At 62.2% G+C, this 22,790-nt stretch carries 23 protein-coding genes; 10 read left to right on the top strand and 13 right to left on the bottom strand.

Annotated elements, in window-relative coordinates:
* The first annotated feature begins 53 nt into the window (after positions 1-53).
* Together A3722_RS16500 and A3722_RS16495 are read left to right on the top strand one after the other, a co-directional pair.
* Entirely contained in the window at positions 54-2,522 is a 2,469-nt protein-coding gene (locus A3722_RS16500; RefSeq protein ID WP_067628161.1) for a penicillin acylase family protein, read from the top strand.
* Entirely contained in the window at positions 2,519-3,085 is a 567-nt protein-coding gene (locus A3722_RS16495) for a pseudouridine synthase (protein WP_067628164.1), read from the top strand. The genes A3722_RS16500 and A3722_RS16495 overlap by 4 nt, the downstream gene beginning before the upstream one ends.
* Here the strand turns inward: A3722_RS16495 and A3722_RS16490 are convergent.
* The 6 genes from A3722_RS16490 to trkA form a co-directional block, all read right to left on the bottom strand.
* Positions 3,082-3,483, bottom strand: coding sequence for a DUF2177 family protein (locus tag A3722_RS16490; protein WP_067628167.1), 402 nt, complete (start codon positions 3,481-3,483; stop codon positions 3,082-3,084). The genes A3722_RS16495 and A3722_RS16490 overlap by 4 nt on opposite strands.
* A 110-nt stretch (positions 3,484-3,593) precedes the next feature.
* On the bottom strand, positions 3,594-4,085 hold the full coding sequence (locus A3722_RS16485; protein ID WP_067628171.1) for a GNAT family N-acetyltransferase: 492 nt from the start codon (positions 4,083-4,085) through the stop codon (positions 3,594-3,596).
* Positions 4,086-4,118: 33 nt separating this feature from the next.
* Positions 4,119-5,417 (bottom strand): GTPase HflX, encoded by a 1,299-nt coding sequence (hflX, locus tag A3722_RS16480; protein ID WP_067628174.1) that lies wholly within the window; start codon positions 5,415-5,417, stop codon positions 4,119-4,121.
* Complete coding sequence (gene hfq, locus A3722_RS16475) at positions 5,414-5,653, bottom strand: RNA chaperone Hfq (RefSeq protein WP_007119530.1); 240 nt, start codon at positions 5,651-5,653, stop codon at positions 5,414-5,416. The genes hflX and hfq overlap by 4 nt, the downstream gene beginning before the upstream one ends.
* A 130-nt stretch (positions 5,654-5,783) precedes the next feature.
* On the bottom strand, positions 5,784-7,334 hold the full coding sequence (locus tag A3722_RS16470) for a TrkH family potassium uptake protein (RefSeq protein WP_416153237.1): 1,551 nt from the start codon (positions 7,332-7,334) through the stop codon (positions 5,784-5,786).
* Between the two features lie 16 nt (positions 7,335-7,350).
* A complete protein-coding gene (gene trkA / locus A3722_RS16465) occupies positions 7,351-8,727 on the bottom strand; it encodes a Trk system potassium transporter TrkA (RefSeq protein ID WP_067630619.1) in 1,377 nt (458 codons plus the stop codon).
* A gap of 126 nt (positions 8,728-8,853) precedes the next feature.
* On the opposite strand from trkA, the gene A3722_RS16460 reads away from it, so the two are divergent.
* A complete protein-coding gene (locus tag A3722_RS16460) occupies positions 8,854-9,348 on the top strand; it encodes a hypothetical protein (protein WP_236627460.1) in 495 nt (164 codons plus the stop codon).
* A 45-nt stretch (positions 9,349-9,393) separates the two neighbouring features.
* On the opposite strand, the gene ntrX is transcribed toward A3722_RS16460, so the two are convergent.
* The 5 genes from ntrX to dusB form a co-directional block, all read right to left on the bottom strand.
* The gene (gene ntrX / locus A3722_RS16455; RefSeq protein ID WP_067630616.1) at positions 9,394-10,806 is read right to left on the bottom strand and encodes a nitrogen assimilation response regulator NtrX; all 1,413 of its coding nucleotides are present in this window, start codon (positions 10,804-10,806) and stop codon (positions 9,394-9,396) included.
* Positions 10,799-13,054, bottom strand: coding sequence for a sensor histidine kinase NtrY-like (locus A3722_RS16450; RefSeq protein ID WP_067630613.1), 2,256 nt, complete (start codon positions 13,052-13,054; stop codon positions 10,799-10,801). The genes ntrX and A3722_RS16450 overlap by 8 nt, the downstream gene beginning before the upstream one ends.
* 95 nt (positions 13,055-13,149) lie before the next feature.
* A complete protein-coding gene (locus tag A3722_RS16445; protein WP_067630610.1) occupies positions 13,150-14,529 on the bottom strand; it encodes a response regulator in 1,380 nt (459 codons plus the stop codon).
* A 1-nt stretch (position 14,530) separates the two neighbouring features.
* Entirely contained in the window at positions 14,531-15,616 is a 1,086-nt protein-coding gene (locus A3722_RS16440; protein ID WP_067630608.1) for a two-component system sensor histidine kinase NtrB, read from the bottom strand.
* Positions 15,613-16,557 (bottom strand): tRNA dihydrouridine synthase DusB, encoded by a 945-nt coding sequence (gene dusB, locus A3722_RS16435; RefSeq protein WP_067630622.1) that lies wholly within the window; start codon positions 16,555-16,557, stop codon positions 15,613-15,615. The genes A3722_RS16440 and dusB overlap by 4 nt, the downstream gene beginning before the upstream one ends.
* 232 nt (positions 16,558-16,789) lie before the next feature.
* Here dusB and A3722_RS16430 point away from each other — a divergent pair, with 232 nt between their 5' ends.
* The 3 genes from A3722_RS16430 to A3722_RS16420 are packed head-to-tail and all read left to right on the top strand — an operon-like array spanning position 16,790 to position 18,882.
* A complete protein-coding gene (locus tag A3722_RS16430) occupies positions 16,790-17,920 on the top strand; it encodes a bifunctional 2-C-methyl-D-erythritol 4-phosphate cytidylyltransferase/2-C-methyl-D-erythritol 2,4-cyclodiphosphate synthase (protein WP_067630605.1) in 1,131 nt (376 codons plus the stop codon).
* Positions 17,917-18,408, top strand: coding sequence for a phosphatidylglycerophosphatase A family protein (locus A3722_RS16425; RefSeq protein WP_067630602.1), 492 nt, complete (start codon positions 17,917-17,919; stop codon positions 18,406-18,408). The genes A3722_RS16430 and A3722_RS16425 overlap by 4 nt, the downstream gene beginning before the upstream one ends.
* The gene (locus A3722_RS16420) at positions 18,409-18,882 is read left to right on the top strand and encodes a CinA family protein (RefSeq protein ID WP_067630600.1); all 474 of its coding nucleotides are present in this window, start codon (positions 18,409-18,411) and stop codon (positions 18,880-18,882) included.
* Here the strand turns inward: A3722_RS16420 and A3722_RS16415 are convergent.
* A complete protein-coding gene (locus A3722_RS16415) occupies positions 18,879-19,331 on the bottom strand; it encodes a type II toxin-antitoxin system RatA family toxin (protein WP_067630597.1) in 453 nt (150 codons plus the stop codon). The genes A3722_RS16420 and A3722_RS16415 overlap by 4 nt on opposite strands.
* A gap of 68 nt (positions 19,332-19,399) precedes the next feature.
* Between A3722_RS16415 and hpt the strand changes: the two genes are divergently transcribed.
* The 4 genes from hpt (at position 19,400) to A3722_RS16400 (ending at position 21,573) form a co-directional block, all read left to right on the top strand.
* The gene (hpt, locus tag A3722_RS16410) at positions 19,400-19,936 is read left to right on the top strand and encodes a hypoxanthine phosphoribosyltransferase (protein WP_067630594.1); all 537 of its coding nucleotides are present in this window, start codon (positions 19,400-19,402) and stop codon (positions 19,934-19,936) included.
* On the top strand, positions 19,933-20,109 hold the full coding sequence (locus A3722_RS24590) for a hypothetical protein (RefSeq protein ID WP_201722055.1): 177 nt from the start codon (positions 19,933-19,935) through the stop codon (positions 20,107-20,109). The genes hpt and A3722_RS24590 overlap by 4 nt, the downstream gene beginning before the upstream one ends.
* A gap of 93 nt (positions 20,110-20,202) precedes the next feature.
* The gene (locus A3722_RS16405; RefSeq protein WP_161487677.1) at positions 20,203-20,682 is read left to right on the top strand and encodes a c-type cytochrome; all 480 of its coding nucleotides are present in this window, start codon (positions 20,203-20,205) and stop codon (positions 20,680-20,682) included.
* 3 nt (positions 20,683-20,685) lie between these two features.
* Positions 20,686-21,573, top strand: coding sequence for a c-type cytochrome (locus A3722_RS16400; protein ID WP_067630588.1), 888 nt, complete (start codon positions 20,686-20,688; stop codon positions 21,571-21,573).
* A gap of 21 nt (positions 21,574-21,594) precedes the next feature.
* Here A3722_RS16400 and lipA read toward each other — a convergent pair whose 3' ends face one another.
* Complete coding sequence (lipA, locus tag A3722_RS16395) at positions 21,595-22,548, bottom strand: lipoyl synthase (RefSeq protein WP_067630585.1); 954 nt, start codon at positions 22,546-22,548, stop codon at positions 21,595-21,597.
* Positions 22,549-22,790: the final 242 nt, after the last annotated feature.

The following is a 22,790-nucleotide window of genomic DNA, read 5'->3' as shown; positions in this document are numbered from 1 at the left end:
ACCTACCACCCTGCGCGCTCCGGTCAATCTGCGCGCCAGCTGAGGATCTCCCGATGGCATTGATGTTTCGCTGGCTTATCCGATTGGCGGTGTTTCTCGTCACGTTGAGCGTCGTGGTTTTGTTGCTGGTCTACTGGTTCGCCGCGCGGTCGCTGCCCGACTATGATGATACGGTTCAGGTTCAAGGCGTCACCGCCCCGGTCGAGATCGTGCGCGACAACGCCAATGTGCCGCATATCTTTGGCGAAACCGACGAAGACGTATTTTATGGCCTTGGCTTCGCTCATGCCCAAGACCGGCTGTGGCAGTTGATCACCCTACGGCGCACTGCACAGGGGCGTCTGTCTGAGGTTTTCGGCACCGCCACCGTCACCACCGACAAGCTGATGCGGCGCTATGACATTTACCGTCTTGCCGTGGCAGCGGCAGGTGAGCTTGACCCCGAAACCGACGCGGCACTTGAGGCCTATTCCGCCGGGATCAACGCCCGCCTAGATCAGATCAACACCGAAGCCCTGGGCCGTGGCGCGCCCGAGATGTGGCTGTTCAATGCGCCCATGGCCCCGTGGCGGCCCGCCGACTCATTGGCCGTGACCAAGCTGATGGGCCTGCAGATGTCGGGCCACCTAGAGGCCGAAGTGCTGCGCGCGCGGGTATCATTGGAGTTGAGCGACCAAGATCGCCTGCGCGACATCCTGCCGGATGCGCCGGGCAGCGGGGTCGCCGCCCTGCCTGAATATGCCGCCCTCTTTCCTGACGTGACGACGCGCCACGCCGCCGCAGCGCCCATGGACAGTCATCCGCTGTCGCCTTTCAAACGGCAGGCCTTCGCCGGTGCGTCCAACGCTTGGGCCGCAGCGCCGTCGCGCTCTGCCGCGGGCGGCACGCTTTTGGCCAATGATCCGCACTTGGGGTTCACCGCCCCGGCGATCTGGTATCTGGCCCGGCTGGAGCTTGAGACCGGCGGCGTGATCGGTGGCACCATCCCGGGCATGCCCGTGGTTCTGACAGGCCGCAGTGCCGATCTGGGCTGGGGGCTGACCACCGCCTATGTCGACGACCAAGACGTCTATATCGAAGAGCTGAACCCCGACAATACCGAGGAATACCGCACTCCCGACGGGTTCAAGAAATTCCGCAAACGCTCATCCATCATCAACATCGCGGATGCCGATCCGATCACCGTCACCCTGCGTTGGACCGACAACGGCCCGGTGCTGCCGGGCAGCCATTACAACCTTGGCAGCATCACGCCGCCGGGGCATGTGGCCTCTGTCGCCTCGACCCTCTTTACCGAAGAAGACACCTCGCTTGCCGCCGCGATGAAGGTGATGCGCGCGAAATCGGTGCAGCAGGCGATCAATGCAGCGACCGACTATGTGGCCCCGGCACAGAACCTCACACTGGTGGACCGTGACACCATCGCCATGAAAACCATCGGCGCCATGCCGCGCCGCGATGCCAATCACCAAAGCGAAGGGCGCATGCCCAGCCCCGGCTGGATCGCCGCCAATCGCTGGGATGGAATGCTGCCCTATACCGCCAACCCTGAGTTCATCGCCCCCGCGGGCGGCATCCTTGGCAACACCAACAACAAAACGGTCGACCGCCCCTTCCCCAACCACGTCTCCTTTGTCTGGGGCGACACGCAGCGGGTGCAACGCTGGCAGCGGCTGATGCAGAACCGCGAGGTACATACCCGCGACAGCTTCATCGAAGCGCAGCTTGATACGGTCAGCCCCACGGCCCGCGCGCTCCTGCCGCTCATCGGAGCTGAGCTTTGGTTCACCGGAGAGGCTGCCCCCGATGGCACACCCGAACGCCAGCGCCAGCGCGCACTGGATCTGCTGGCAGGCTGGTCGGGTGAGATGAACGAACACCTGCCCGAGCCGCTGATCTATGCCGCATGGATCCGCGCCCTGCAGGACCGACTTATCCGGGATGAACTGGGGCCACTGGCCGAAGAATTCACTCACGTTCAGCCGCTCTTTATCGAACGCGCTTTCCGCGATGTGCAAGGCGCTGCGAAATGGTGCGACGTGCGCCAATCCGCGCCAGTCGAGACGTGCCATGACATGGCACGGCTGGCACTGGACGACGCCCTGCTCTGGATCAAAGAGACTTGGGGCACGCAGTTGGAATCCCTCCGCTGGGGCGATGCGCATCAGGCGACCCATGATCACCCCGTCTTGGGCGACGTGCCGCTGTTGCGCTACTTTGTGAACATCCGCCAATCGACCTCTGGCGGGGACAATACCCTGCAACGGGGGCTGACCCGCGGCACCGGCAAAGACCCGTTCTATAATGTGCATGGTGCAGGCTACCGCGGGGTTTACGATTTCGCTGATCCCGACAGTTCGGTTTTTGTCACCTCCACCGGGCAATCGGGGCATTTCCTGTCGCGCCATTACGACGACATGGCGCAACTCTGGCGGCGGGGCGAATATATCCCGATGTCACTCGACGCCGAACTGGCCCGCGCCGCCGCCGTGGGCGTGACCCGTCTGGAGCCTGCCCAATGACCGCCCGTGTGATCCTGCTGAACAAACCCTACGGCGTGCTGTCGCAATTCACCGATAGAGGCACTGAGGGCAGCACGCGGCCCACACTCTCGGCCTATGTCGATGAAAAGGGATTCTATCCCGCCGGGCGGCTGGACCGTGACAGCGAAGGCTTATTGGTGCTGACCGATCACGGCCCCCTACAGGCCCGTATCGCGCATCCTAAGTACAAACGGCCCAAGACCTATCTGGTGCAGGTCGAAGGCACGCCGGATGCCGCGGCCCTTGAAGCACTGTGCAAGGGGGTGGAACTGAAAGACGGCGTTACGAAACCTGCAGAGGTAGATCAGATCGACACGCCCGAGGCGCTTTGGCCGCGCGACCCGCCCGTGCGTTTTCGCAAGACGGTGCCCGACGCTTGGCTGCGCATCACCATCCGCGAGGGGCGCAACCGGCAAGTGCGGCGCATGACGGCCCATGTCGGTTTGCCCACGCTGCGGCTGATCCGCGAAAGCGTGGGCGATTGGGAACTGGCCGGTCTGCAACCCGGCGCTTGGCGCTGGTCGACCGAGAATGGCCGCTAGGTCAGCGCGCGGGTGATCGCCACGCCTGCGGTTGCCGCCGTGCCGGTCAGGACCGACCCCCAGGCGAAGTCTCGCGCCACCATGGCCCATGTCCAATCCTTGAGCGTCGCCAGATTGGTGAACTCATAGGTGCCATAGCCCATCGCGCCGATCAGCAGCGCATTGCCAAAGACCCAAAGCAGCGAATGATCCCCTGTCATCGCAGGCCAAGACACGAACCACAGCACCACCGCCACGAAGAAGGCGTAGAAAATCAGCGCCGGGGCCACGCGAAACTCGTCAAGCAGCCAACCGCCAATGTCCCGCTCAAACACAGGTTTGATGAGATAGGTCAACCCAAGGTAGTCCAACCCGAGGAAGACAACGACCGTTGAAATATAAAGGATGACGAGTGTCATTCGGCGCGCTCCGTTACTGATCGTATGACCATATGCGGCAGGACGTACAAAATTCGAGGGGTTGGCCGTGAATAATGGGATTCCGGCACCTCGACCCGACCAATTGCCGCCTAGGACCGCGACCGCCGCATCAAAACCTCATCATGGTAAACACCGTTTACATAAAGCGCCTCGGTATCCACCGCCCATGTCGTAAACCCCATCCGCTCATAAAGGCGCAGCGCGGCCTGGTTTCTGGAAACGACCGATAGACGGATTGAAGTGCAATCGGCAAAGGCTTCCGCTATGGCTGCCTCCATCAGCGCCACCGCCAGCCCGGCCCCTCGTGCCCTTGGTCGCACGAACATGCCCCAGATCGTCGCGATATGACGAATTTTTGGCGATTGTGACTGGGCAAGCCCAACGATGCCCTCAAGGTGACCGGCATCACTGAAGCCACCAAATACGCAGCCCGATCCCAACCGCTTTGCCACATCGGCAAGTGTCAGGTTGGCTTCTTCCTCAAAGGATGCACCAAAGGCCTCTGGGTGGATTCGCAATCCTTCGAGCCTGAGCGCATGAAAGGCAGCGGCATCACGGGCCTCAAGTTTCCGAATTTGCATCCTTTCCGATCCACCCAGCTTACGCCCAAACGATCAAATCTGCTGGAATTCAGCCTCTTGGCGCGCGGACCAGCGCACGGTGATCTCAAACCCGTCTTCGGTCTGACGCTCACCTTCGACCACATCCTGCGCAAACAGCCACGCGCGTTTCTTGCCTTCGGCAAAGCCAAGGGTCAATTCGGCCTCGCGTACCGCACCTTGCAACGCCTCGGCAATGGTTTCCTGAAACGCCTCAAGCCCCTCGCCGGTAATGGCCGAGATTGCCAGCACGTCGTCGTTGCGCGCAGCCCGCGCGCGCATGGCGTCGGCGCGGTCTTCGGGCAGCAGGTCCAGCTTGTTCCAAACCTCGAAACTGCGGGTCTCTTTCGGGACGCCCAGTGAGGCGAGGATATCGCGCACGTTCTGCGCCTGCTCTTCGGTCTCGGTATGGGACACATCGCGCACATGGCAGATGATATCGGCGGCAAGCACCTCTTCCAGCGTGGCGCGGAAGGCTGCGACGAGTTCGGTGGGCAGATCGCTGATGAACCCCACCGTGTCACTGAGAATGATCTCTGGCCCATCGGGCAGGACAAGGCTGCGCATGGTCGGGTCGAGCGTGGCAAAGAGCATGTCTTTGGCCATAACCTCGGCCCCGGTCAGGCGGTTGAAAAGCGTGGATTTTCCGGCGTTGGTATAGCCCACAAGCGCGACGATCGGGAACGGCACTTTGGCACGGGCGGCGCGGTGCAAGGCGCGGGTTTTCACGACCTTTTCCAACTGGCGGCGCAGACGCACCAACTGGTCGTCGATGGCGCGGCGGTCCGCCTCGATCTGGGTTTCCCCCGGTCCGCCGACAAAGCCCAAACCGCCGCGCTGCCGTTCTAGGTGGGTCCACGCGCGAACAAGGCGCGTGCGCTGATAGTTCAGCGCGGCCATCTCGACCTGAAGCACCCCTTCACGGGTCGCCGCGCGGTCGCTGAAAATCTCAAGAATCAGCCCGGTGCGGTCGAGCAGTTTCACGCCCCAAGCCTTCTCAAGGTTGCGCTGCTGCACGGGCGTCACGGGGCCATCGACCAGCACAAGGTCAACCTCCGCCGCCTTCATGCGTTGCTCAAGCTCGTCGATTTTGCCTTTGCCGAAAAGCATACCGGCATGGACGGTGCGCAGCGGCACCACTTCGGAGCCCACGACCTGCAACTCTGGCAGCGCTTCGGCCAATGCAACGGCTTCGGCCAGCGCGGGCTCAGGCGCGCGCCGGTCGTTGTCGGTCTTGATATCAGGATGCAGCACCCAAGCGCGCGTTACGCGGGGCCCATCGCTGTTGTCGATCTGAAATGCTGGACGGCTCAAGAAGCGTCTTCGCCCTCATAAAGGCTGATCGGCTGGCTTGGCATGATGGTCGAAATCGCGTGCTTGTAGACAAGTTGCGATTGACCGTCGCGGCGCAGCAGAACGCAGAAGTTGTCAAACCAGGTAATCACACCCTGCAATTTGACGCCATTGATCAGGAAAATTGTCACCGGGACCTTGGTCTTGCGGACGTGGTTTAGGAACGCATCCTGAAGGTTCTGTCTGTCTGACGCCATGGTAGTCTCGCCTTTTGTTCTTGCTGGCGTCCGCGTACCGGACCCCCCCATCGCCTCAAGTATGGAGTGCGAAAGCGTGAGTTTCCAGCCCCAATATCAGCGGACTAGGGCGGTTCTAGCGCTAAACGTGTCAAGCGCGCCACAAATTCGGGGTCATCAGCGCAATAATCGCCAAGGTTTCCAGCCGACCCAGCACCATTGCTCCGCTGAGGATGATTTTCGCGGCCACGCCCAGTTCGATCAAATGGATCGGTTTGTCCGCGGCATGTTCGATCAGCGGCCCGGTGGTGGAGAGCGTGGCCACCGACATGACCACCGCCGCATCAAAGGACGCGCCAGTCAGGGTCAGCAGCAGGGTCACCCCGGCGAGTGACATCGCGAAGAGCATAAAGAAGATCCACGCGATGAAGGCCCCGTTGCTTTGCAAGCGACGCCCGGCGGCCCCCGCGCCGCTGACCGAATTGGGATAGACCAGTCTGTCCATCTCCCGCACCCCGTTTTGATAGAGCGCGAAGACCCGCAAAAGCTTGACCCCGCCCGCCGTGGTGGCCACCCCGCCGCCGATCAGTGCAAGTCCCATCAGCACCAGCCCCGGCGTGCGCAGCCCCGACCAATTCTGCGCCTCGGCCCAATGTTCAGAGACGAAACCGGTCGTCGACAGGAAGGACAGCACGGTAAACAGTCCGCCCCAAAGCGCGTGCAAAGCGCGGGTGCCGTCAACCTCGACCTCAACCTCAAAGGCGCCGATCCAGTGGCGTGCGAAGAGCAGCAAAGGCACGCCGATCACCACCAAAAGACCGATGCGGAACTCTGGGTCGGTCATCAGCCCGCCTTGGGTCGCGGTCACGGTATCTTTGGAAAAGGTCAGCCGCGACAGGGCGAAGAGCATAAACAGCATCATCACCGCCTCGCCGGTGACGCCGACCTGCGCTTCGGCCACGCCGCCGATGGGCGAAATGCCCGAGGTCGCCATGACCGACATGGCATGACAGAGCGCCACCAAGCCCGTCTCTCCGCCGATGACCAGCAAGAGCCAAAGCAGCAGCGTCAGCCCGAAATAGATCGGCAACAATGCCTGCGTGGTGCGCAGCAGCCGTTGACGCGGGGTGATCCGGCCCATGCGGGCGCCGATACGGTCATCGGGCCGTCCCGGTTCGGCCTGCGCCGTCACCTCAAAGCCGCCCAAATGCAGCGGGGCCAGAATGGCCGAGGCCGTGACCCACATGAGCAGCCCGCCCATCCAACCGACCTGCGCGCGCCACAGATGCAGGGTGTCGCTCAACCGTTCGGGGTTGAACATCGTGGCCCCGGTGGTGGTCAGGGCGCTCACCATTTCGAAATAGACGTTCATAAACCGCGTGGTCGGCAGCGCCTCAAGGAAGGGCACCGCGAAAAAGACCGGCAGGAACACAAAGGCCGACAGCAGCGACAATAGCGGCCCAAGCGCGCCGTCCAAGGGTTTGCGCCCGGCATGGGCGATGGCGATAAGCGTGAAGGCCACAAGCCCCAGCAGACCAGCATAGAGAAAGGCGCGGCTGGCCAGATGGTCATTCATCACCAGCCCGTGGATCGACGGCAGGATCATCGACAGGGCAGAGACGCCGAACAATTGCAAGAACAGCGGCAGCTGCACGATCTCCCGGCGGATGCCGGTCGGCCCTATGCTGGTCGTTTGCGTCACAAAGGCGCTCCTGCGCTTAGAAAAAGTCGATCGAGACCTGCAAAAGCTGTTCAACCCGCGGCACATCCTCGGCCAGAGCGAAGAGGGCAACAACATCCCCTTCGTCAATCCGTGTGCTGCCCATGGGACGGATCACCTTGCCTTCTTTGCGCAGCATGCCGATCAACACGCCCTCGGGGAAGTCAATTTCCGACACTTTTTTGCCCGCGAGGGGCGATGTCGACAGCACTTCGGCCTCGATCACCTCGGCCTCGGCATCGCCGATGGAATAGACCGCCCGCACCCGGCCGTGGCGGATGTGGCGCAGGATCGAGCTGACGGTGGTGGCGCGCGGGTTGATATAGGCGTCGATGCCAAGGTGGGTCATCAGCGGCACCAGCGTCGGGTCGTTGATCAGCGCAATGACATAGGGGCAGCCCTCGGCCTTGGCACGCACACAAGACAGCATGTTGGTCTTGTCGTCATCGGTCACCGCCAGCATCGCATCGGCGCGGCTGATGCCCGCCTCGGCCAGCAGCGCGGCATCAAGCCCGTCGCCATTCAACACGATCGTCCGCTCCAACCCTTCGGCGGCACGTTCGGCGCATTTGCGGTTTTTCTCGATCATCTTGGTGCGCACGCGCAGCGGTCCGGCCTCAAGGTGCTGCGCCACGGTCAGGCCGACATTGCCGCCGCCCACCAGCACGACACGCTCTTGCTTGGTGGTCTGCTTGCCGAAAATCTCCATCGTGCGGGCGATGTCGTCGTGATGCGAAAAGACATAGCAGTCGTCGCCAACAAAAAGCTGATCCTTCGCCTCGGGCGCGAACAGCGTGCCATCGCGGCGCACGCCCGCCACGACCGCACGCAGGGTCGAGAAGAGATCGGTAAGCTGCCGCAGCGGCGTGTTCACCACAGGGCAATCGCTGTCGATGGAAATCCCGAGAAGCTGCGCCTGCCCGTCCATGAAAATCTCGGTGTCGAAAGCCGCTGGCGCACTGAGGCGCTGGAGCGCTGCGGTGGCGACCTCTTTCTCAGGGGAAATCACCACGTCGATCGGCATGTGATCGCGCCGGTAAAGGTCGGAATAAATCGCATCCAGATAGGACTGGCTGCGCAGACGGGCGATCTTGCGGTTGATGCCAAAGACCGAATGCGCGACCTGACAGGTCACCATATTGACCTCGTCCGAGTGGGTCGCGGCGATGATCATCTCGGCGTCCCGCGCGCCCGCACGGTCCAGCACATCAGGGTAGCTGGCGAATCCGGCGATGCCTTGCACATCCAGCGTATCGGTGGCGCGGCGGATCAATTCGGCATTGCTATCGACCACGGTCACATCGTTGCGCTCTCCGCTGAGGTGACGGGCAATCTGCCAACCCACCTGCCCTGCGCCGCAAATGATGATTTTCATGAAGGCTTCCTTACCCTGAGCAAAGATCGTGTGAGGGTTGTCTTGGGTCGGTTAGAGGGCATGACAGATGGGTTGGCAAGGGTCAAATCAATTGTCTTTCCCCCGCAACAGCGGCATGATGGCGCTATGAAACCGATATCGCTTCGCCCCTCTCGCGCCGCCTTTGCCCTAACGCTTATCGCCTTGGGGGCTGCCGCCTGCGCGCCGCTAAATACCTATTACAAACCGGGCGCGAGTGTCGCGCAGGTCAATCGCGCGACCACCGCCTGCGAAGTTAAGGCACTGCGCGATGTGCCGATCTCTACTCAAGTCCGCCGCGAACCACCGCGCTATGTGCCCGAGCGGCGCCACTGTAATGCCGACAATAAATGCAGGGTTACGGGCGGCTTTTATGTCCCCGGTGAACTGGTGACATTTGATCCTAACGAGGATCTGCGCAACCGGGTTGAGGGGCAATGTATGGCCGATCAGGGCTTTGCCCCGGTGTCGATCCCCGCTTGCCCGAACAATATCGCCCGCGCCGCACCACCGCGCGCGACCACGACGCTGCCGGCCCTGAACTCCAATTCCTGCGTGATCCGCAACAAGAACGGGTCTTTCCAGATCGTTACGCGCGGCTAACTGGGATCGCGAGGGGTGCCACCCCTCGCGCCTGAGCCTTGCGGCTTAGCCCGTCGCCTCCACTTCCTCGTCCACATGGGCCACGCGCACACCTGCCTTGGCCGAGGTCACAACGCCAAGCGATTTCAACTTGCGGTGCAAGGCGCTGCGTTCCATGCCGACGAAATTCGCGGTGCGGCTGATGTTGCCGCCGAAACGGTTAATCTGGGTCAGCAGATACTCCCGCTCAAAGGCCTCGCGCGCTTCGCGCAGCGGCAGCGTTGCCAATGCGCCCGAAAGCACGACACGCCCCTCATCGCCGCCGTTTTCCTCTTCGCCGGGCAGTTCACGGGCCTCAATCGGGCCGGTGCCATCGCCGAGGATCAGCACCCGTTCAACAAGGTTCTTGAGTTGACGCACATTGCCGGGCCAAACCATCGTCTGCATCAGAGCAACGGCATCTTCGGTCAACGCACGCTGCGGCAGACCTTGGGAGGTGTTGAACTCGGCGATGAAATGTTCGGCCAGCAGCGGAATATCCTCGCGCCGCTCTTCCAAGGATGGCACGGCAATCGGCACGACGTTCAGACGGTGATAGAGTTCCTGCCGGAAGGTATCTGCCTTGATCGCCTGATCCAGATCGCGGTTCGTCGAAGAGATCACCCGCAGATCGACGCGCACCTTGTCGGTCCCGCCCACGCGGGTGAACTGTTGGTCCACCAGCACCCGCAGGATTTTGGACTGGGTGCCAAGCGGCATGTCCGCGACCTCATCAAAGTAGATCACCCCGCCGTGGGCCTGCTCCAGCAGCCCCGGCTCGACCCCGCGGTCCGGCGTCTCCCGGCCAAAGAGCACCTCTTCCATCCGATCAGGCGCCACCCCGGCGCAGTTGACGGTGACAAAGGGCGCCGAGGCGCGGGCGGAATGGGCGTGGATATAGCGCGCCGCCACTTCCTTGCCCGACCCCGCGGGGCCAGTCAGCATCACGCGGCCATTGGATTTGGTCACCTTGTCAAGCTGGCCCAGCAAGGCGCGATAGGGTGCGGAGGTGCCAATCATCTCCGAAGTCGCCACATCGCGGCGCTTGAGGTTCTGGTTTTCCCGGCGCAGGCGCGAGGTTTCCATTGCGCGGCGGATCACCACCAGCAATTGATCGATGTTAAAGGGCTTTTCGATGAAATCGTAAGCCCCTTGCTTGATCGCCGCCACGGCAATCTCGATATTGCCGTGGCCCGAGATAATCACCACCGGCACATCGGGATTGTCCCGTTTGACGGTCTTGAGAATGTCGATCCCGTCCATCCGGCTGTCTTTGAGCCAAATGTCGAGGATGATCAGCGCGGGCGCCTCGGTGTTGATCTCGGCCATCGTCTCATCAGAATTGCTGGCCAAGCGCGTGGCAAAGCCTTCATCCTCAAGGATGTCCGAGATCAACTCACGGATGTCGCGTTCGTCGTCTACAATCAGAATGTCACTCATCTGCCTTATCCCCTTGGTCTGTCGTTGCGTCGATGGCCAAGGGCAGTGAAATGACTGCCATGGCACCGTGATGGTCTTGCCCGTCGAATGCGGGCGCGGTTTCGAGCGTCAGGCTGCCGCCGTGTTCCTCGATAATCTTTTTGACGATGGGCAGGCCCAGCCCGGTGCCCTCGCTGCGCGTGGTCACATAGGGCTCGAACAGCCGCGCGCGGTCTTCGGGCAGGCCGATGCCATTGTCGGCGATGGTCAGCCGCAAAAGCCTGTTCTCAGGCGTCAGGACCACGCGAATTTGCGGCACATGCCCCTCGGGCGCGCCGTCTTTCTTTAAGCTATCAATGGCTTCGCCCGCGTTCTTGATCAGGTTGGTCAGCGCCTGCGAAATCATCGTGCCGTCGATATTGGCCATGACCGGCTCTGCGGGAAGGTCAAGCTTGATCGCCACCTCTTCCTGCCTGCTTTGCTGAAGCAACACGGCATCGCGCAGCAACTGCCGGATGTCCTGACGGCTGGTTTCCGGCTCTGGCATCCGCGCGAATTTCGAGAATTCGTCGACGATGCGCCGCAGGTCGCCGGTTTGGCGGATGATCACCCCGGTCATCTGCTCCAGCGCGTCATCATCGCCCTCGGCCATCTTGGGGCCGAACTTGCGGCGAATGCGCTCGGCGCTCAGTTGGATCGGCGTCAACGGGTTCTTGATCTCATGGGCAATCCGGCGCGCCACGTCGCCCCAAGCAGCCATGCGCTGCGCCGAGACTAGATCGGTCACATCGTCAAAGGCCACCACATAGCCCTCAAGATCGCCATCCTTGGACCGCCGGGTCGCCATGCGCACCAAGAGGTTCTCCATCGCCCCTTGGCGCGAGACTTTGATCTCCGCCTGCGCCACTTCGTCAGACGCGGCCTTCACCGTCTCGAACAGCGGGCCGAACTCCGGCACGGCAAGGGTCAGCGGCAGGCTTTGTTGATCTTCCGACCAGTCCAGCAGCCGCATGGCAGAGCGGTTCACGAAGGTCACGCGCCCCTCGGGGTCCAGCCCCACAACGCCCGAGGTCACCGAGCTTAGCACGGAATCGAACAACCGGCGACGGCGCTCGATCTGATCGGTATTTTCCAACAGCGTCTCGCGCTGGCCCTTCAGCTGCCGGGTCATCTGGTTGAAGTAACGCCCCAGCATGGCGATTTCGTCATCGCCCTCTTCTTCGCGGACCTGCACGTTCAGATCACCCGCACCCACCTGTTGCGCGGCGCCGGTTAAGCGCCCAACCGGGCCGGAAAGCCGTTCGGCAAACCACAGGCCCAGCCAAACGGCGGCCAGAATGAGGATCACCGCAAAGCCCAGATAAACAAGGGCAAATTCGAACAGCAGCCGCCCGCGTTCGGATTCAAGCTGTTGGTACAGGCGCACCGTTTCTTTGGTCTCATCCAGCAGCGCCAGAATCTCACCATCCACCGCGCGGGATACATAGAGAAAACGATCGACATAGGCGTCCATCGGCACCAGCGCGCGGAATTCATTGTTGGGCCAGTCCTCGATGACCAAAAGGCCCTCGTCACTGGCGGTCTCAAGCTGCACCTCGGTGGGTGCTTCGAAATCAAAGAGATAGGACCGATCCCCCCGCGCCCGGATCTGCGCGGTGCTGTCGATCAGAAACGCCTCGCGCAGGCCGCGCTGAATTTGCCGCTGGCCCTCGCCCAAAAGCTCACTGTCGCTTAGGTTGATGCCCTGCGCGCGGGCGCTGTCGATGCTGCGGGCAAGGGTCTGCGCGTCCGATATCAGGGCCTCGCGCTGCTCGGCCTCATAGGCTTCGGCCGCCGCGAGCGATGAGCCGACCACGCCGCTGACCCGGTCAGAGAACCAGCCTTCGAGCCCCACGTTCACCGTGAGCCCTGCAAAAATCGCCACCGTGACGGTCGGGATCAGCGCCATCAGGGCAAAGACGCCCGTCAACCGCAGGTGCAACCGAGAGCCCGCCGATTTGGCGCGGCGCGCCGAGATCAGCCGCCCGACTTGGATAAGAACCAGCGCCGCCACCAGCAGCACATAGACCAGATCGGACAACAGAATGAGCCGCAGGTTGAGCGTATCCGCCCCCTGCCCCAAAGGCCCGAGTGCCAGATAGGTCGCAAGCGCCAAAACCGGCCCCAGCACCACCAGCCCAAAGGTGGACCAATTGCGCAGCCGCTTGACTCGCCTGAGACGCCCCAACCGCTCGAGCTTGAACCTGCGTGACCGGGTTGCCACCCGCATACCTCACCGATGTTGTGATGCATTGCTGCATCAACCGCCATATTATGTGGTCCTGAACGGGAGAGTACCCCGATGGCCACTGTTATGTGGCTCTTTTACATCATCTTGCGGCCCCGTGTCACCTCAATATCGAGGTCGGTGATCTTCTTGCGCAAAGTATTTCGGTTAATTCCCAGCAAAGCGGCACATTTAGCTTGGTTCCCTGCCGTCGCGGCAAGCGCGATTTCGATCATCGGCAGTTCAACTTCGCGCAGGATCCGCGCGTAAAGCCCCGGAGGCGGCAGCATGGAGCCGTGCAGATCGAAATACCGTTGCAAGTGCCGCTCGACCGAGGCGCCCAGCCGTTCGGTATCGGCCTCGGTCTGCATCGGTGCCGGACCACTTTGTGCGCCCAGCAACTGCTCGGCCTCGCTCGCCGTGATCTCGGCCGCTTGGCTGGCCAGTGCGAGTTGCCGCATGGCATGTTCCAATTGGCGCACATTGCCCGGCCATGGAAACTTCAGCAAGATTTGCGCGGCCTTGTCCGAGAGTTTGCGCGGTGACGCAGGCCCGGGGTTGGCACGGGCCAAGAAGTGATCGGCCAAAAGCGGGATGTCCTCTACCCGGTCCCGCAGCGCAGGCACTTCGAGGGTTGCCCCCGACAGGCGGTAATAGAGATCGCGGCGCAGCTTGCCTTCTTGCATCGCCGCATCCAAGTCACTTTGGCTGGTGGCCATGAACCGCGGCGCGTCTTCGCCCGGTGCATCCATCATCCGCACCAAACGGGCCTGAATATCTTGGGGGAAATCCGCGATTTCGTCGATCATCAGGGTGCCACCGCCGACCCGCGCCAACACCCGCGAGGGGCCTTCGATATCGGCAAGATCGGCATCCGTCACGGTCACGAACGGCAGGCTGCGCCGGTCTGAGAAGTCGTGAATGGCCCGCGCGATCAGCGATTTGCCTGAGCCGCTTTCGCCCCAGATAAGCACCGGCAGATCGGTGTTCATCACCCGTGCCACGGTGCGGTAGAGCGCCTGCATCACCGGGGTCCGGCCAATCATCGGCAGGTCATCACGTTCGGCGTCGATCTCGGCACTGTCGTCGGCGGCGGCCTTACGGCTGAGCGTCGTGCGCTGCTCCAACGCACGGGCGGTGCGTTTCATCAGGTCCGGCAGGTCGAAGGGTTTGGGCAAATAGTCAAAGGCCTCGGCCTCTGCCGCCTTGATCGCCGTCATGATGGTGTTCTGCGCCGAGATCACGATCACCGGCAGGCCGGGTCGGTCCTGCGCGATTTTCGGGAGCATTTCCAACCCATTGCCATCGGGCATGACCACGTCAGAGATCACCGCGTCGCCCTTGCCCTCGCTGACCCATCGCATCAGGGTGGTTAGGCTTGAAGTGGCATGAACCTTGCAGCCCGCGCGGGTCAGCGCTTGGGTCAGAACGGTGCGGATTGTACGGTCGTCATCGGCGACGAGGATGGTGCCATCCATGTCAATTCTCCTTGAGGGCAGCGGCGCCTGCGCGCGGCAGCGAAATGCGGAATGCGGTTCGACCGGGGGCGGAACTGACTGAAATCCAGCCTCCGTGGTCTGAAATAATTTTACTCACCAAGGCGAGGCCCAGCCCGGTGCCATTCTCCCGGCCCGAGACGAAGGGATCGAAAACATCGGCGCGGATATGGTCCGGCAGGCCGGGGCCATCGTCAATCACCTCGATCTGTAGGGGCAGCGGCTGGCCATCCCCATCGGCGCGGCGCAACTGGAACCCGTGTTCATAAAAGCTGCGCAGCCGGATGGTGCCCCCCGCCGCGCCCGCCGCCTCAGCCGCGTTGCGGATGAGGTTCAGCAAGACCTGCAAAAGCTGGTCCTTATCCCCAAGCGCGGGCGGCAGAGAGGGGTCGTAATCCTCGGTGATTTTCATCTTTGAGCCGAAGCCCAACAGCGCCGACCGCCGCGCGCGGTCCAGCACATCATGCAGGTTCACCGGTTTGCGCTCGGGCGCCATGAGGTTGCCAAATTGCTCGACTTGTTCCAGCAGTTTCACAATGCGCCGGCTTTCGGCAACGATGAGATCGGTCAGTTCCAGATCACTTCTGGACAGGTTCATCGATAAAAGCTGCGCTGCGCCGGTGATCCCGGCCAAAGGGTTCTTGATCTCATGGGCCAGCATCTCGGCCATGCCGATGGCGGATTTGGCGGCGGATTTCACGCTGTGATCTTGGGTGATGCGCCCGGCCAATTCGCGCGGGGTGATCATCAGAACCATCTCCCCCGCCCCGCCCACCAGCGGCGCAATCTGCAGGCCGCATTGCAAAGGCGCGCGCTGCATCGCGCCCACATCCACGTCATTCACGAACAGCGGCGTGCCCTGCAGCCGCGCACGGGCAAAAGCGGCCTCAAGCGGGTGGTCCACCGCGATCAACTTCCAGATCGACTGGCCAATCGTGGCGCGGGCCGAGGCATTGAGGAAACCTTCGGCGGAAGGGTTCAAATCCGCGACCCGGTCGTCGGCGCTGACGATAAAGGCAGGCACCGGCAAAGAGGTCCAAACCTGCCGCTCAGGTATCTCGGCCCTCATGCCGCGACCGGGGGTTGAGCCGCTGCGGCGTTGTACTGCATGGCCTCTGAGATCAGATCAAAGGTGGTTTTCACCTCCCGCGCCGTCAGCAGGGCGCGGCGCAGATCGGCGGGGGTGGCGCAATGGTCCATATACCAGCCCAAATGCTTGCGGGCGACTTTGGCCCCCAGACCGACCCCGTAAAAACGCAGCATCTCGTCGTAATGTTCGGCGACCATCTGGGCCATTGCGGTCCCTTTGGGGATCATCGGTTTGGCGCGTCCGTGCAGGTCATGCGCGATTTGCGCCAGCAGCCAAGGCCTGCCTTGCGCGCCGCGCCCGACCATCACACCATCTGCGCCCGACAGCCGCAGGGCTTGGCGTGCCTCATCGCTGCCAGTGATATCGCCATTGGCGATGACGGGGACGCGCACCGTTTCTTTCACCGCCCGTATCGCGGCCCAATCGGCGCGGCCCTTGTAGAACTGACAGCGCGTGCGCCCGTGGATGGTGATCATCTGCACGCCCGCGTCCTCGGCCCGCTTGGCAATAGGTGCGGCGTTGAGCATATTGTCGTCCCAACCGAGCCGGGTTTTCAACGTCACAGGCACATTGACCGCGCCCACAACCGCCTCAATCAGCCGCAGCGCGTGATCGGGCGTCTTCATCAGCGCCGAGCCCGAAGCGCCCTGCGTCACCTTCTTGGCCGGGCAGCCCATATTGATATCGATGATCCGCGCACCCATCGCCTCGACCATCCGTGCGGCTTCGGCCATCGGCTCGGCTTCGCGCCCCGCGAGCTGGACGGAGGTGCCGATGACATCCAGCCCCAACTCCGCTTTCTCCCGCGTGCCGGGGCGGCGGCTGAGCAATTCTTGGCTGGCGACCATCTCGGACACGACCAATCCGGCCCCGAATCGCGCCACAAGGCTGCGATAGGGCAGATCGGTGATCCCCGCCATCGGGGCGAGGAATACCGGCGGGTCGAATGTCAGGGGGTCGGCGGTCACATGCTTAATCCTTGTGCGGTCCCTTGCTGTGTAGCTCTGCCACGGGGTGACCTCAATGAAACTAGCCTGAAAAGCAGCTATGCGCCAAGCAACTGCTCAATTTTTAGGCAGCCACCCCAGATTGCACCCCGCCGCCGCATTGCCTAGACAGGGCCATGTTCACCACGTTTTCCAGATTGCCCGCATGAGTATCGCAGCTTTGATCGTTGCCGCAGGGCGCGGCAGCCGCGCAGGCGGTCCGCAGCCAAAACAGTGGCAGGCGCTGGCGGGGGCGCGTGTGATTGATCACACCCTCGCCGTGTTTCGCACCCTACCCCAGATCACCGAAATCGTGCTGGTGCTGCACGAAGACGACATGGATCAAGCCGAGGCATTTGCGGCCCAAGGCGTTACCGTCACCACCGGCGGGGCGGAGCGTGCGGCCTCGGTCCAACGCGGGCTTGCGGCCATCCGGCAAGCGGAGAAGGTATTGATCCATGACGCCGCGCGGCCCTGCGTTTCGGCCCAGATCATTGCTGGCGTGATTGATGCGCTCGACCAGTATCAAGCCGCCGCACCGGGCCTGCCGGTCACCGATGCGCTTTGGCAGGGCGCGGATGGCCGCGTCACCGGCACGCAAGACCGCAGCGCCCTTTTCGCCGCGCAGACGCCGCAGGGCTTTGACCTTGCCGCGATCCGCGCGGCCCACGCCACCTACGACGGCCAAGCGGCAGATGATGTCGAAGTCGCCCGCGCCGCAGGCCTGACCGTTGCCATCACCGAAGGCAGCGCCGATAACCTGAAAATCACCCGGCCCGAGGATTTCGCCCGCGCCGCCCGCATATTGGAGACCCGCATGGACATTCGCACCGGCAACGGATTTGACGTGCACGCCTTCGGCCCCGGAGACCACGTGACCCTCTGCGGCGTCGACATTCCCCACACCCACGGGCTGGTCGGCCATTCCGATGCCGATGTGGCGCTGCACACGGTGACCGATGCCATCTATGGCGCGCTGGCACGCGGCGACATCGGCCAGCATTTCCCCCCGAGCGATCCGCAGTGGAAAGGCGCGCGCAGCGATATCTTCCTGCGTCATGCCGCACAGATGGCCCGCGACATGGGGTTTACGTTGACCCATGTCGATTGCACATTGATCTGCGAGACGCCCAAGATCGGCCTCCATGTGCAACCGATGCGCGCTTCGATGGCTGAAATGCTGGGGATCGAGATCAACCGCGTATCCGTCAAAGCGACCACAAGCGAGCGCCTCGGCTTTACCGGGCGCGGCGAAGGCATTGCCTGTATGGCCACAGCAACATTGGTGAAAACATGACCCTTGCTCATCTGATCGCGACGCTTCTGGGCGTCGGCCTCATCCGCCCCGCGCCGGGCACTTGGGGGTCGCTCATCGCCCTGCCCTATGCGTGGCTGTTGCATGTGTTGGGGGGCTTTCCGCTCCTGGTGATCGGGATCCTCGTGGCGATCCCTTTGGGCTGGTGGGCAACCGCGCGCTATACGGCGGGCGGGCCGGATCATGACCCCGGAGAGGTCGTGGTCGACGAGTTGGTCGGCCAGTGGATCGCGCTGTTGCCGCTTTCCTATGCCGCATGGTCGATGCAGATCCCGATCCTTGCCATGTGGCCCGGTTGGATCGCCGCCTTCGCGCTATTCCGGCTGTTTGACATCACCAAACCATTGATCATCGGCTGGGCCGACCGTCAGGGCGGGCCATGGGGCGTGATGCTCGACGATATCTTTGCCGGGATTTTCGCCGCCCTTGGCGTCATGGCCTTGGCGGCGCTTTACCACGGGGCCCTGTAAATGATCCTCGCGGCGCAACTCTTGGAAAAGGCACGCGAAACCGGCGCAATGGTTGCTTGTGCGGAGAGTTGCACGGGCGGAATAGTAGCTGCCGCACTGACCGACCTGCCGGGGTCTTCGGCGCTGCTCGACCGGGGCTTCGTGACCTATACCAATGCCGCGAAAATCGCGATGTTGGGCGTGTCAGAGGCGACGCTCGCGCAATGGGGTGCGGTGTCTGAACAGGTTGCCGCAGAGATGGCGGCGGGCGCATTGGCGAACTCTGAGGCGCAGATCGCCGTATCGATCACAGGCATCGCCGGGCCCGGCGGATCAGAGCATAAACCCGAAGGCCGCGTTTGCTTTGGCCTTGCCACAGCGGCGGGCGTTCAGACGGAAACGATCGAGTTCGGCGCCCAGGGCCGCGATGCTGTGCGCTTGGCCGCCCGCGACCACGCGCTCGGTCTCTTACTGCGAGGCTTCGCGGCGCTTTAGCCTTTGGGGCCGTAAAGCTCTTTCGCTCGGTTCTCAAAGGCCCGCACGATACGCTGCATCGCCTCGTTGAAAACCACGCCGATGACCTTTTGCAGGATCATGTTCTTGAATTCGAAATCGACAAAGAAATGCACCTGACAGCCTTCGAGATTATCCTCGAAATGCCAGTTTGATTTCATATACTTGAACGGCCCATCCAGATATTCGGTGTCGATCTTCTTGGCCTCGGGCCAGAGCACGACGCGGCTGGTGAACCGCTCCCGAAACACTTTGAAAGAGATCACAAGATCGGCTTCCATCACCCGGTGATCGCCCCGGTCTTCGTCACTGCGAATGCGCGCAGCAGCGGTCCAAGGCAGGAATTCGGGATAGCGAGCCACATCGGCGACAAGATCATACATCTGTTGCGCGCTATAGGGCAGTTGGCGGGTCTCTGAATGGGTGGGCATTGCGTTCCGTTGCGTTGCAGGTTACCCCCTATTTCACGTCTCAACCCCGCAGATTCAAGGGCAAAACCATGGCACACGGGCCTTATGTCATCGACGAAATGATCTCGGCCAAGGCCATCGCGGCGCGGATCGAGGATCTCTGCCGTGAGATCCATGACGAATTCAACGGCACCGATAAATTGGTCGTGGTCGGCCTGCTGCGCGGGTCTTTTGTGTTCATCGCCGATCTGGTGCGCGAATTGGACCTGCCGATCGAGGTCGATTTCCTCGAAGCCTCCAGCTATGGTGACGGCATGGAGAGCAGCCGGGAAGTGCGCATTCTCAAGGACTTGCGCGGCGCCATCGAAGGCCGCGACGTGCTGGTCGTCGAAGATATCGTCGACACCGGCCACACCCTGCACCATGTCACCAACCTGCTGCGCTCGCGCGAACCTGCGCGGCTAAAATCCATCGCCCTGCTCGACAAACCCACCCGGCGCGAAGTGGACCTGAAAGCAGACTGGACTGGCTTTGAAATCCCGGACGAATTCGTCGTGGGCTATGGCATCGACTTTGCCCAACGCAACCGCAACCTGCCCTTCATCGGCAAGGTCCGCTTTACGTGATGGACCCACGGTGGCTGATGCGCATGTCCCAATGGGCGCGCAATCCACCGTCCACGAAACGGGTGATCGTGGTCTTTGCAATCATCGCGGCGGCCTTGGGCATCGGGTTGATCGAATGGCTGGGCTATTGGCCCGATTGGGCCACGGCAGAGCGCATCCCCCGCCGGTTCTAAGCCGAAGCGCGCAAGTTATCCCGCTGATCACGTTTTTGTTTTTTGTTGCAAGCCGCGCTCATGTTACGCTGCGACAAGAAAAGGGAGATGACCATGCATTTGACCAAAAGCATTACCGCCATCGGCATCGGAGCCGCGATGATCGCGACCGCAGGATTCGCCGCCAGCCATAGTGAAAAAGCCGCCAGCGACGCCGTCAACGCGCGCCACGCGCAGATGCAACTGATCGCTTATCACACCGGCATTCTGGGCGGGATGGCCAAAGGCGAAACGGAATATAACGCCGAAATGGCAACCGCCGCCGCCACCAATCTTCATGCCGCCGCGGGCTTTGAGCCCGGCACGCTTTGGCTTGAGGGCACTGAGCAAGGCGCCGTTGAAGGGTCCCGCGCCAAGGCCGAAATCTGGAGCGATTCTGAAGGGTTCAACGACGCCTTCATGGCGCTGGAGACCGCCAGCGCGGATATGATCGAGGCCGCAGGCACCGATCTTGACGCCCTGAAAGCGGGCATGGGTGCGGTGGGCAAGGCTTGTGGCGCCTGCCACGACGATTACCGCGGCCCCAAGAACTGATCCTTGCGCCCTATCGTCCCTGTACTGCTGGGCTGTGCCGTTCTCGGCGCGGCCCTTGGCTGGGTCGCAACCCGGCCCGATCCGCTTGAGCAGTCTTATGGCACAGGTCTGACGCCTGACCCGGAAGCGGGCGCGCTCGTTTTTGCCGCCGGGGGCTGCGTGTCATGCCATGCCGCGCCTGAGAGTGAGGGGGAGGAGATGCTGGTTTTGGCCGGTGGCCTGCCCTTCCCCAGCGATTTCGGCACCTTCCACGCGCCCAATATCTCGCCCGATGCAGAACAGGGCATCGGCGATTGGACCCTGCCAGAGTTTGCCCGCGCCGTGACGCGCGGCGTCTCGCCCGAAGGCCAGCATTACTACCCCGTCTTTCCCTATACCGCCTACCAGCATCTCGCCCCGCAGGACGTGGTTAATCTCTTTGCGTATATGCAAACCCTGCCCGCCGCAGAGGTGCCGAGCCTGCCGCATGAGGTGAGCTTTCCCTTCAATGTGCGGCGCGGCCTCGGCGCGTGGAAAATGCTGTTTTCTGACGAGGATTTCGTGCTGGCAGACGCGTCAGATGCACAGGTCGCGCGGGGGCGCTACCTTGTCGAAGGGCTGGCCCATTGTGGGGAATGTCATACGCCGCGCAACGCTCTGGGCGCGTTGGAGCGCGAGGCCTGGCTGACCGGCGCACCGAACCCCTCGGGAAAGGGCCGCATCCCCGCAATCACCCCCACAAAGCTTGAGTGGTCGCAGGCCGATCTGGTGGAATATTTCACCTCTGGCTTCACGCCGGAATATGACAGCGCGGGCGGTGAGATGGCCGAGGTGGTCAGCAATCTTGCACAACTGCCTGAGAGCGACCGCGAAGCGATTGCTGCCTACCTTAAGGCCCTGCCCGGCGGGTAACGCCGGGCACTTCTTTTTCGATCAGGCGATACCCAGTTTGCGGTTCCGCGCCTCGCGCAGACGCGCGAAATCGTCGCCTGCGTGGTAGCTCGACCGGGTCAGGGGCGTGGCCGAGACCATGAGGAAGCCCTTGCCGTAGGCCGCTTTTTCGTAGGAGGTGAATTCCTCCGGCGTGACAAAACGGTCCAGCGCGTGGTGTTTCGGCGTCGGCTGCAGGTATTGGCCGATGGTCAAAAAGTCGATGTCGGCGGCGCGCATGTCTTCCATCACCTGAATGACCGCTTGGCGGTCTTCGCCCAAGCCCACCATGATGCCCGATTTGGTGAACATCGACGGGTCCAACTCCTTCACCCGCTGAAGCAGGCGCAAAGAATGGAAGTAACGCGCGCCGGGGCGCACTTCGGGGTAGAGGCCCGGTACGGTTTCGAGGTTGTGGTTAAACACATCCGGTCGCGCTTCGACAACCTTTTCAAGGGCTTCGGGACCGCAACGGATGAAATCCGGTGTTAGAATTTCGATCGTCGTGTCGGGGCTCCGGTGGCGCACGGCGCGGATGGTTTGGGCAAAATGCTCGGCTCCGCCATCTTTGATATCGTCGCGGTCGACCGAAGTGATGACGACGTGGTTCAACCCCAGTTTGGCAACCGCATCGGCCACGCGGCCCGGCTCGAACACATCCAAATCCTCAGGCGGCTTGCCGGTCGCGATGTTGCAGAAGGTACAGGCGCGTGTACAAACCTCACCCATGATCATCATCGTGGCATGACCCTGAGACCAGCATTCGCCGACATTGGGGCAGCCCGCCTCTTCGCAGACCGTGGTCAGCTTGTTATCACGCATGATGCGCGCCGTCTCGGCATAGCCCTTGCCGCCGGGCGCTTTGACCCTGATCCAGCTCGGTTTTTTTGGCTGGGCGTTGTCGGGCTTGCGCGCCTTTTCGGGGTGGCGCTGTTCGGGTATCTTCAGATCGCGCATCGGGGGCCTCTGATCATTGTGTCGCACCCTGTTTATCACAGTCCTTAACCCGATGACCACCTACAGCATGCGCCCCCAAGACAAGGCTGCCATGCACCAGCGGCATCACCCCTTGCCAATGATTTAGTGCTTTGTTTTATAACCGGAAAATTACAATGCAGTTGCAGCATTGCGAGAGTTGCTCAGGCTGCCTATATGGGCTACCAACCGACAAAGATTCCAATCCGAGAAAGAGAGACGCG

It is taken from the genome of Sulfitobacter sp. HI0027, assembly GCF_001634775.1.
GTDB lineage: Bacteria > Pseudomonadota > Alphaproteobacteria > Rhodobacterales > Rhodobacteraceae > Sulfitobacter.
Note: the sequence above shows the minus strand (reverse complement) of the source record. Positions and strands in the feature narration are given on the sequence as shown.

Bases quoted from the DNA above. Each gene is read 5' to 3' on its own strand.
- A3722_RS16500 (WP_067628161.1), top strand. From the start codon at position 54: ATGGCATTGATGTTTCGCTGGCTTATCCGATTGGCGGTGTTTCTCGTC.
- A3722_RS16495 (WP_067628164.1), top strand. From the start codon at position 2,519: ATGACCGCCCGTGTGATCCTGCTGAACAAACCCTACGGCGTGCTGTCG.
- A3722_RS16490 (WP_067628167.1), bottom strand. From the start codon at position 3,483: ATGACACTCGTCATCCTTTATATTTCAACGGTCGTTGTCTTCCTCGGG.
- A3722_RS16485 (WP_067628171.1), bottom strand. From the start codon at position 4,085: ATGCAAATTCGGAAACTTGAGGCCCGTGATGCCGCTGCCTTTCATGCG.
- hfq (WP_007119530.1), bottom strand. From the start codon at position 5,653: ATGGCGTCAGACAGACAGAACCTTCAGGATGCGTTCCTAAACCACGTC.
- trkA (WP_067630619.1), bottom strand. From the start codon at position 8,727: ATGAAAATCATCATTTGCGGCGCAGGGCAGGTGGGTTGGCAGATTGCC.
- A3722_RS16460 (WP_236627460.1), top strand. From the start codon at position 8,854: ATGAAACCGATATCGCTTCGCCCCTCTCGCGCCGCCTTTGCCCTAACG.
- ntrX (WP_067630616.1), bottom strand. From the start codon at position 10,806: ATGAGTGACATTCTGATTGTAGACGACGAACGCGACATCCGTGAGTTG.
- A3722_RS16450 (WP_067630613.1), bottom strand. From the start codon at position 13,054: ATGCGGGTGGCAACCCGGTCACGCAGGTTCAAGCTCGAGCGGTTGGGG.
- A3722_RS16445 (WP_067630610.1), bottom strand. From the start codon at position 14,529: ATGGATGGCACCATCCTCGTCGCCGATGACGACCGTACAATCCGCACC.
- A3722_RS16440 (WP_067630608.1), bottom strand. From the start codon at position 15,616: ATGAGGGCCGAGATACCTGAGCGGCAGGTTTGGACCTCTTTGCCGGTG.
- dusB (WP_067630622.1), bottom strand. From the start codon at position 16,557: ATGGCGGGGATCACCGATCTGCCCTATCGCAGCCTTGTGGCGCGATTC.
- A3722_RS16430 (WP_067630605.1), top strand. From the start codon at position 16,790: ATGAGTATCGCAGCTTTGATCGTTGCCGCAGGGCGCGGCAGCCGCGCA.
- A3722_RS16425 (WP_067630602.1), top strand. From the start codon at position 17,917: ATGACCCTTGCTCATCTGATCGCGACGCTTCTGGGCGTCGGCCTCATC.
- A3722_RS16420 (WP_067630600.1), top strand. From the start codon at position 18,409: ATGATCCTCGCGGCGCAACTCTTGGAAAAGGCACGCGAAACCGGCGCA.
- A3722_RS16415 (WP_067630597.1), bottom strand. From the start codon at position 19,331: ATGCCCACCCATTCAGAGACCCGCCAACTGCCCTATAGCGCGCAACAG.
- hpt (WP_067630594.1), top strand. From the start codon at position 19,400: ATGGCACACGGGCCTTATGTCATCGACGAAATGATCTCGGCCAAGGCC.
- A3722_RS16405 (WP_161487677.1), top strand. From the start codon at position 20,203: ATGCATTTGACCAAAAGCATTACCGCCATCGGCATCGGAGCCGCGATG.
- lipA (WP_067630585.1), bottom strand. From the start codon at position 22,548: ATGCGCGATCTGAAGATACCCGAACAGCGCCACCCCGAAAAGGCGCGC.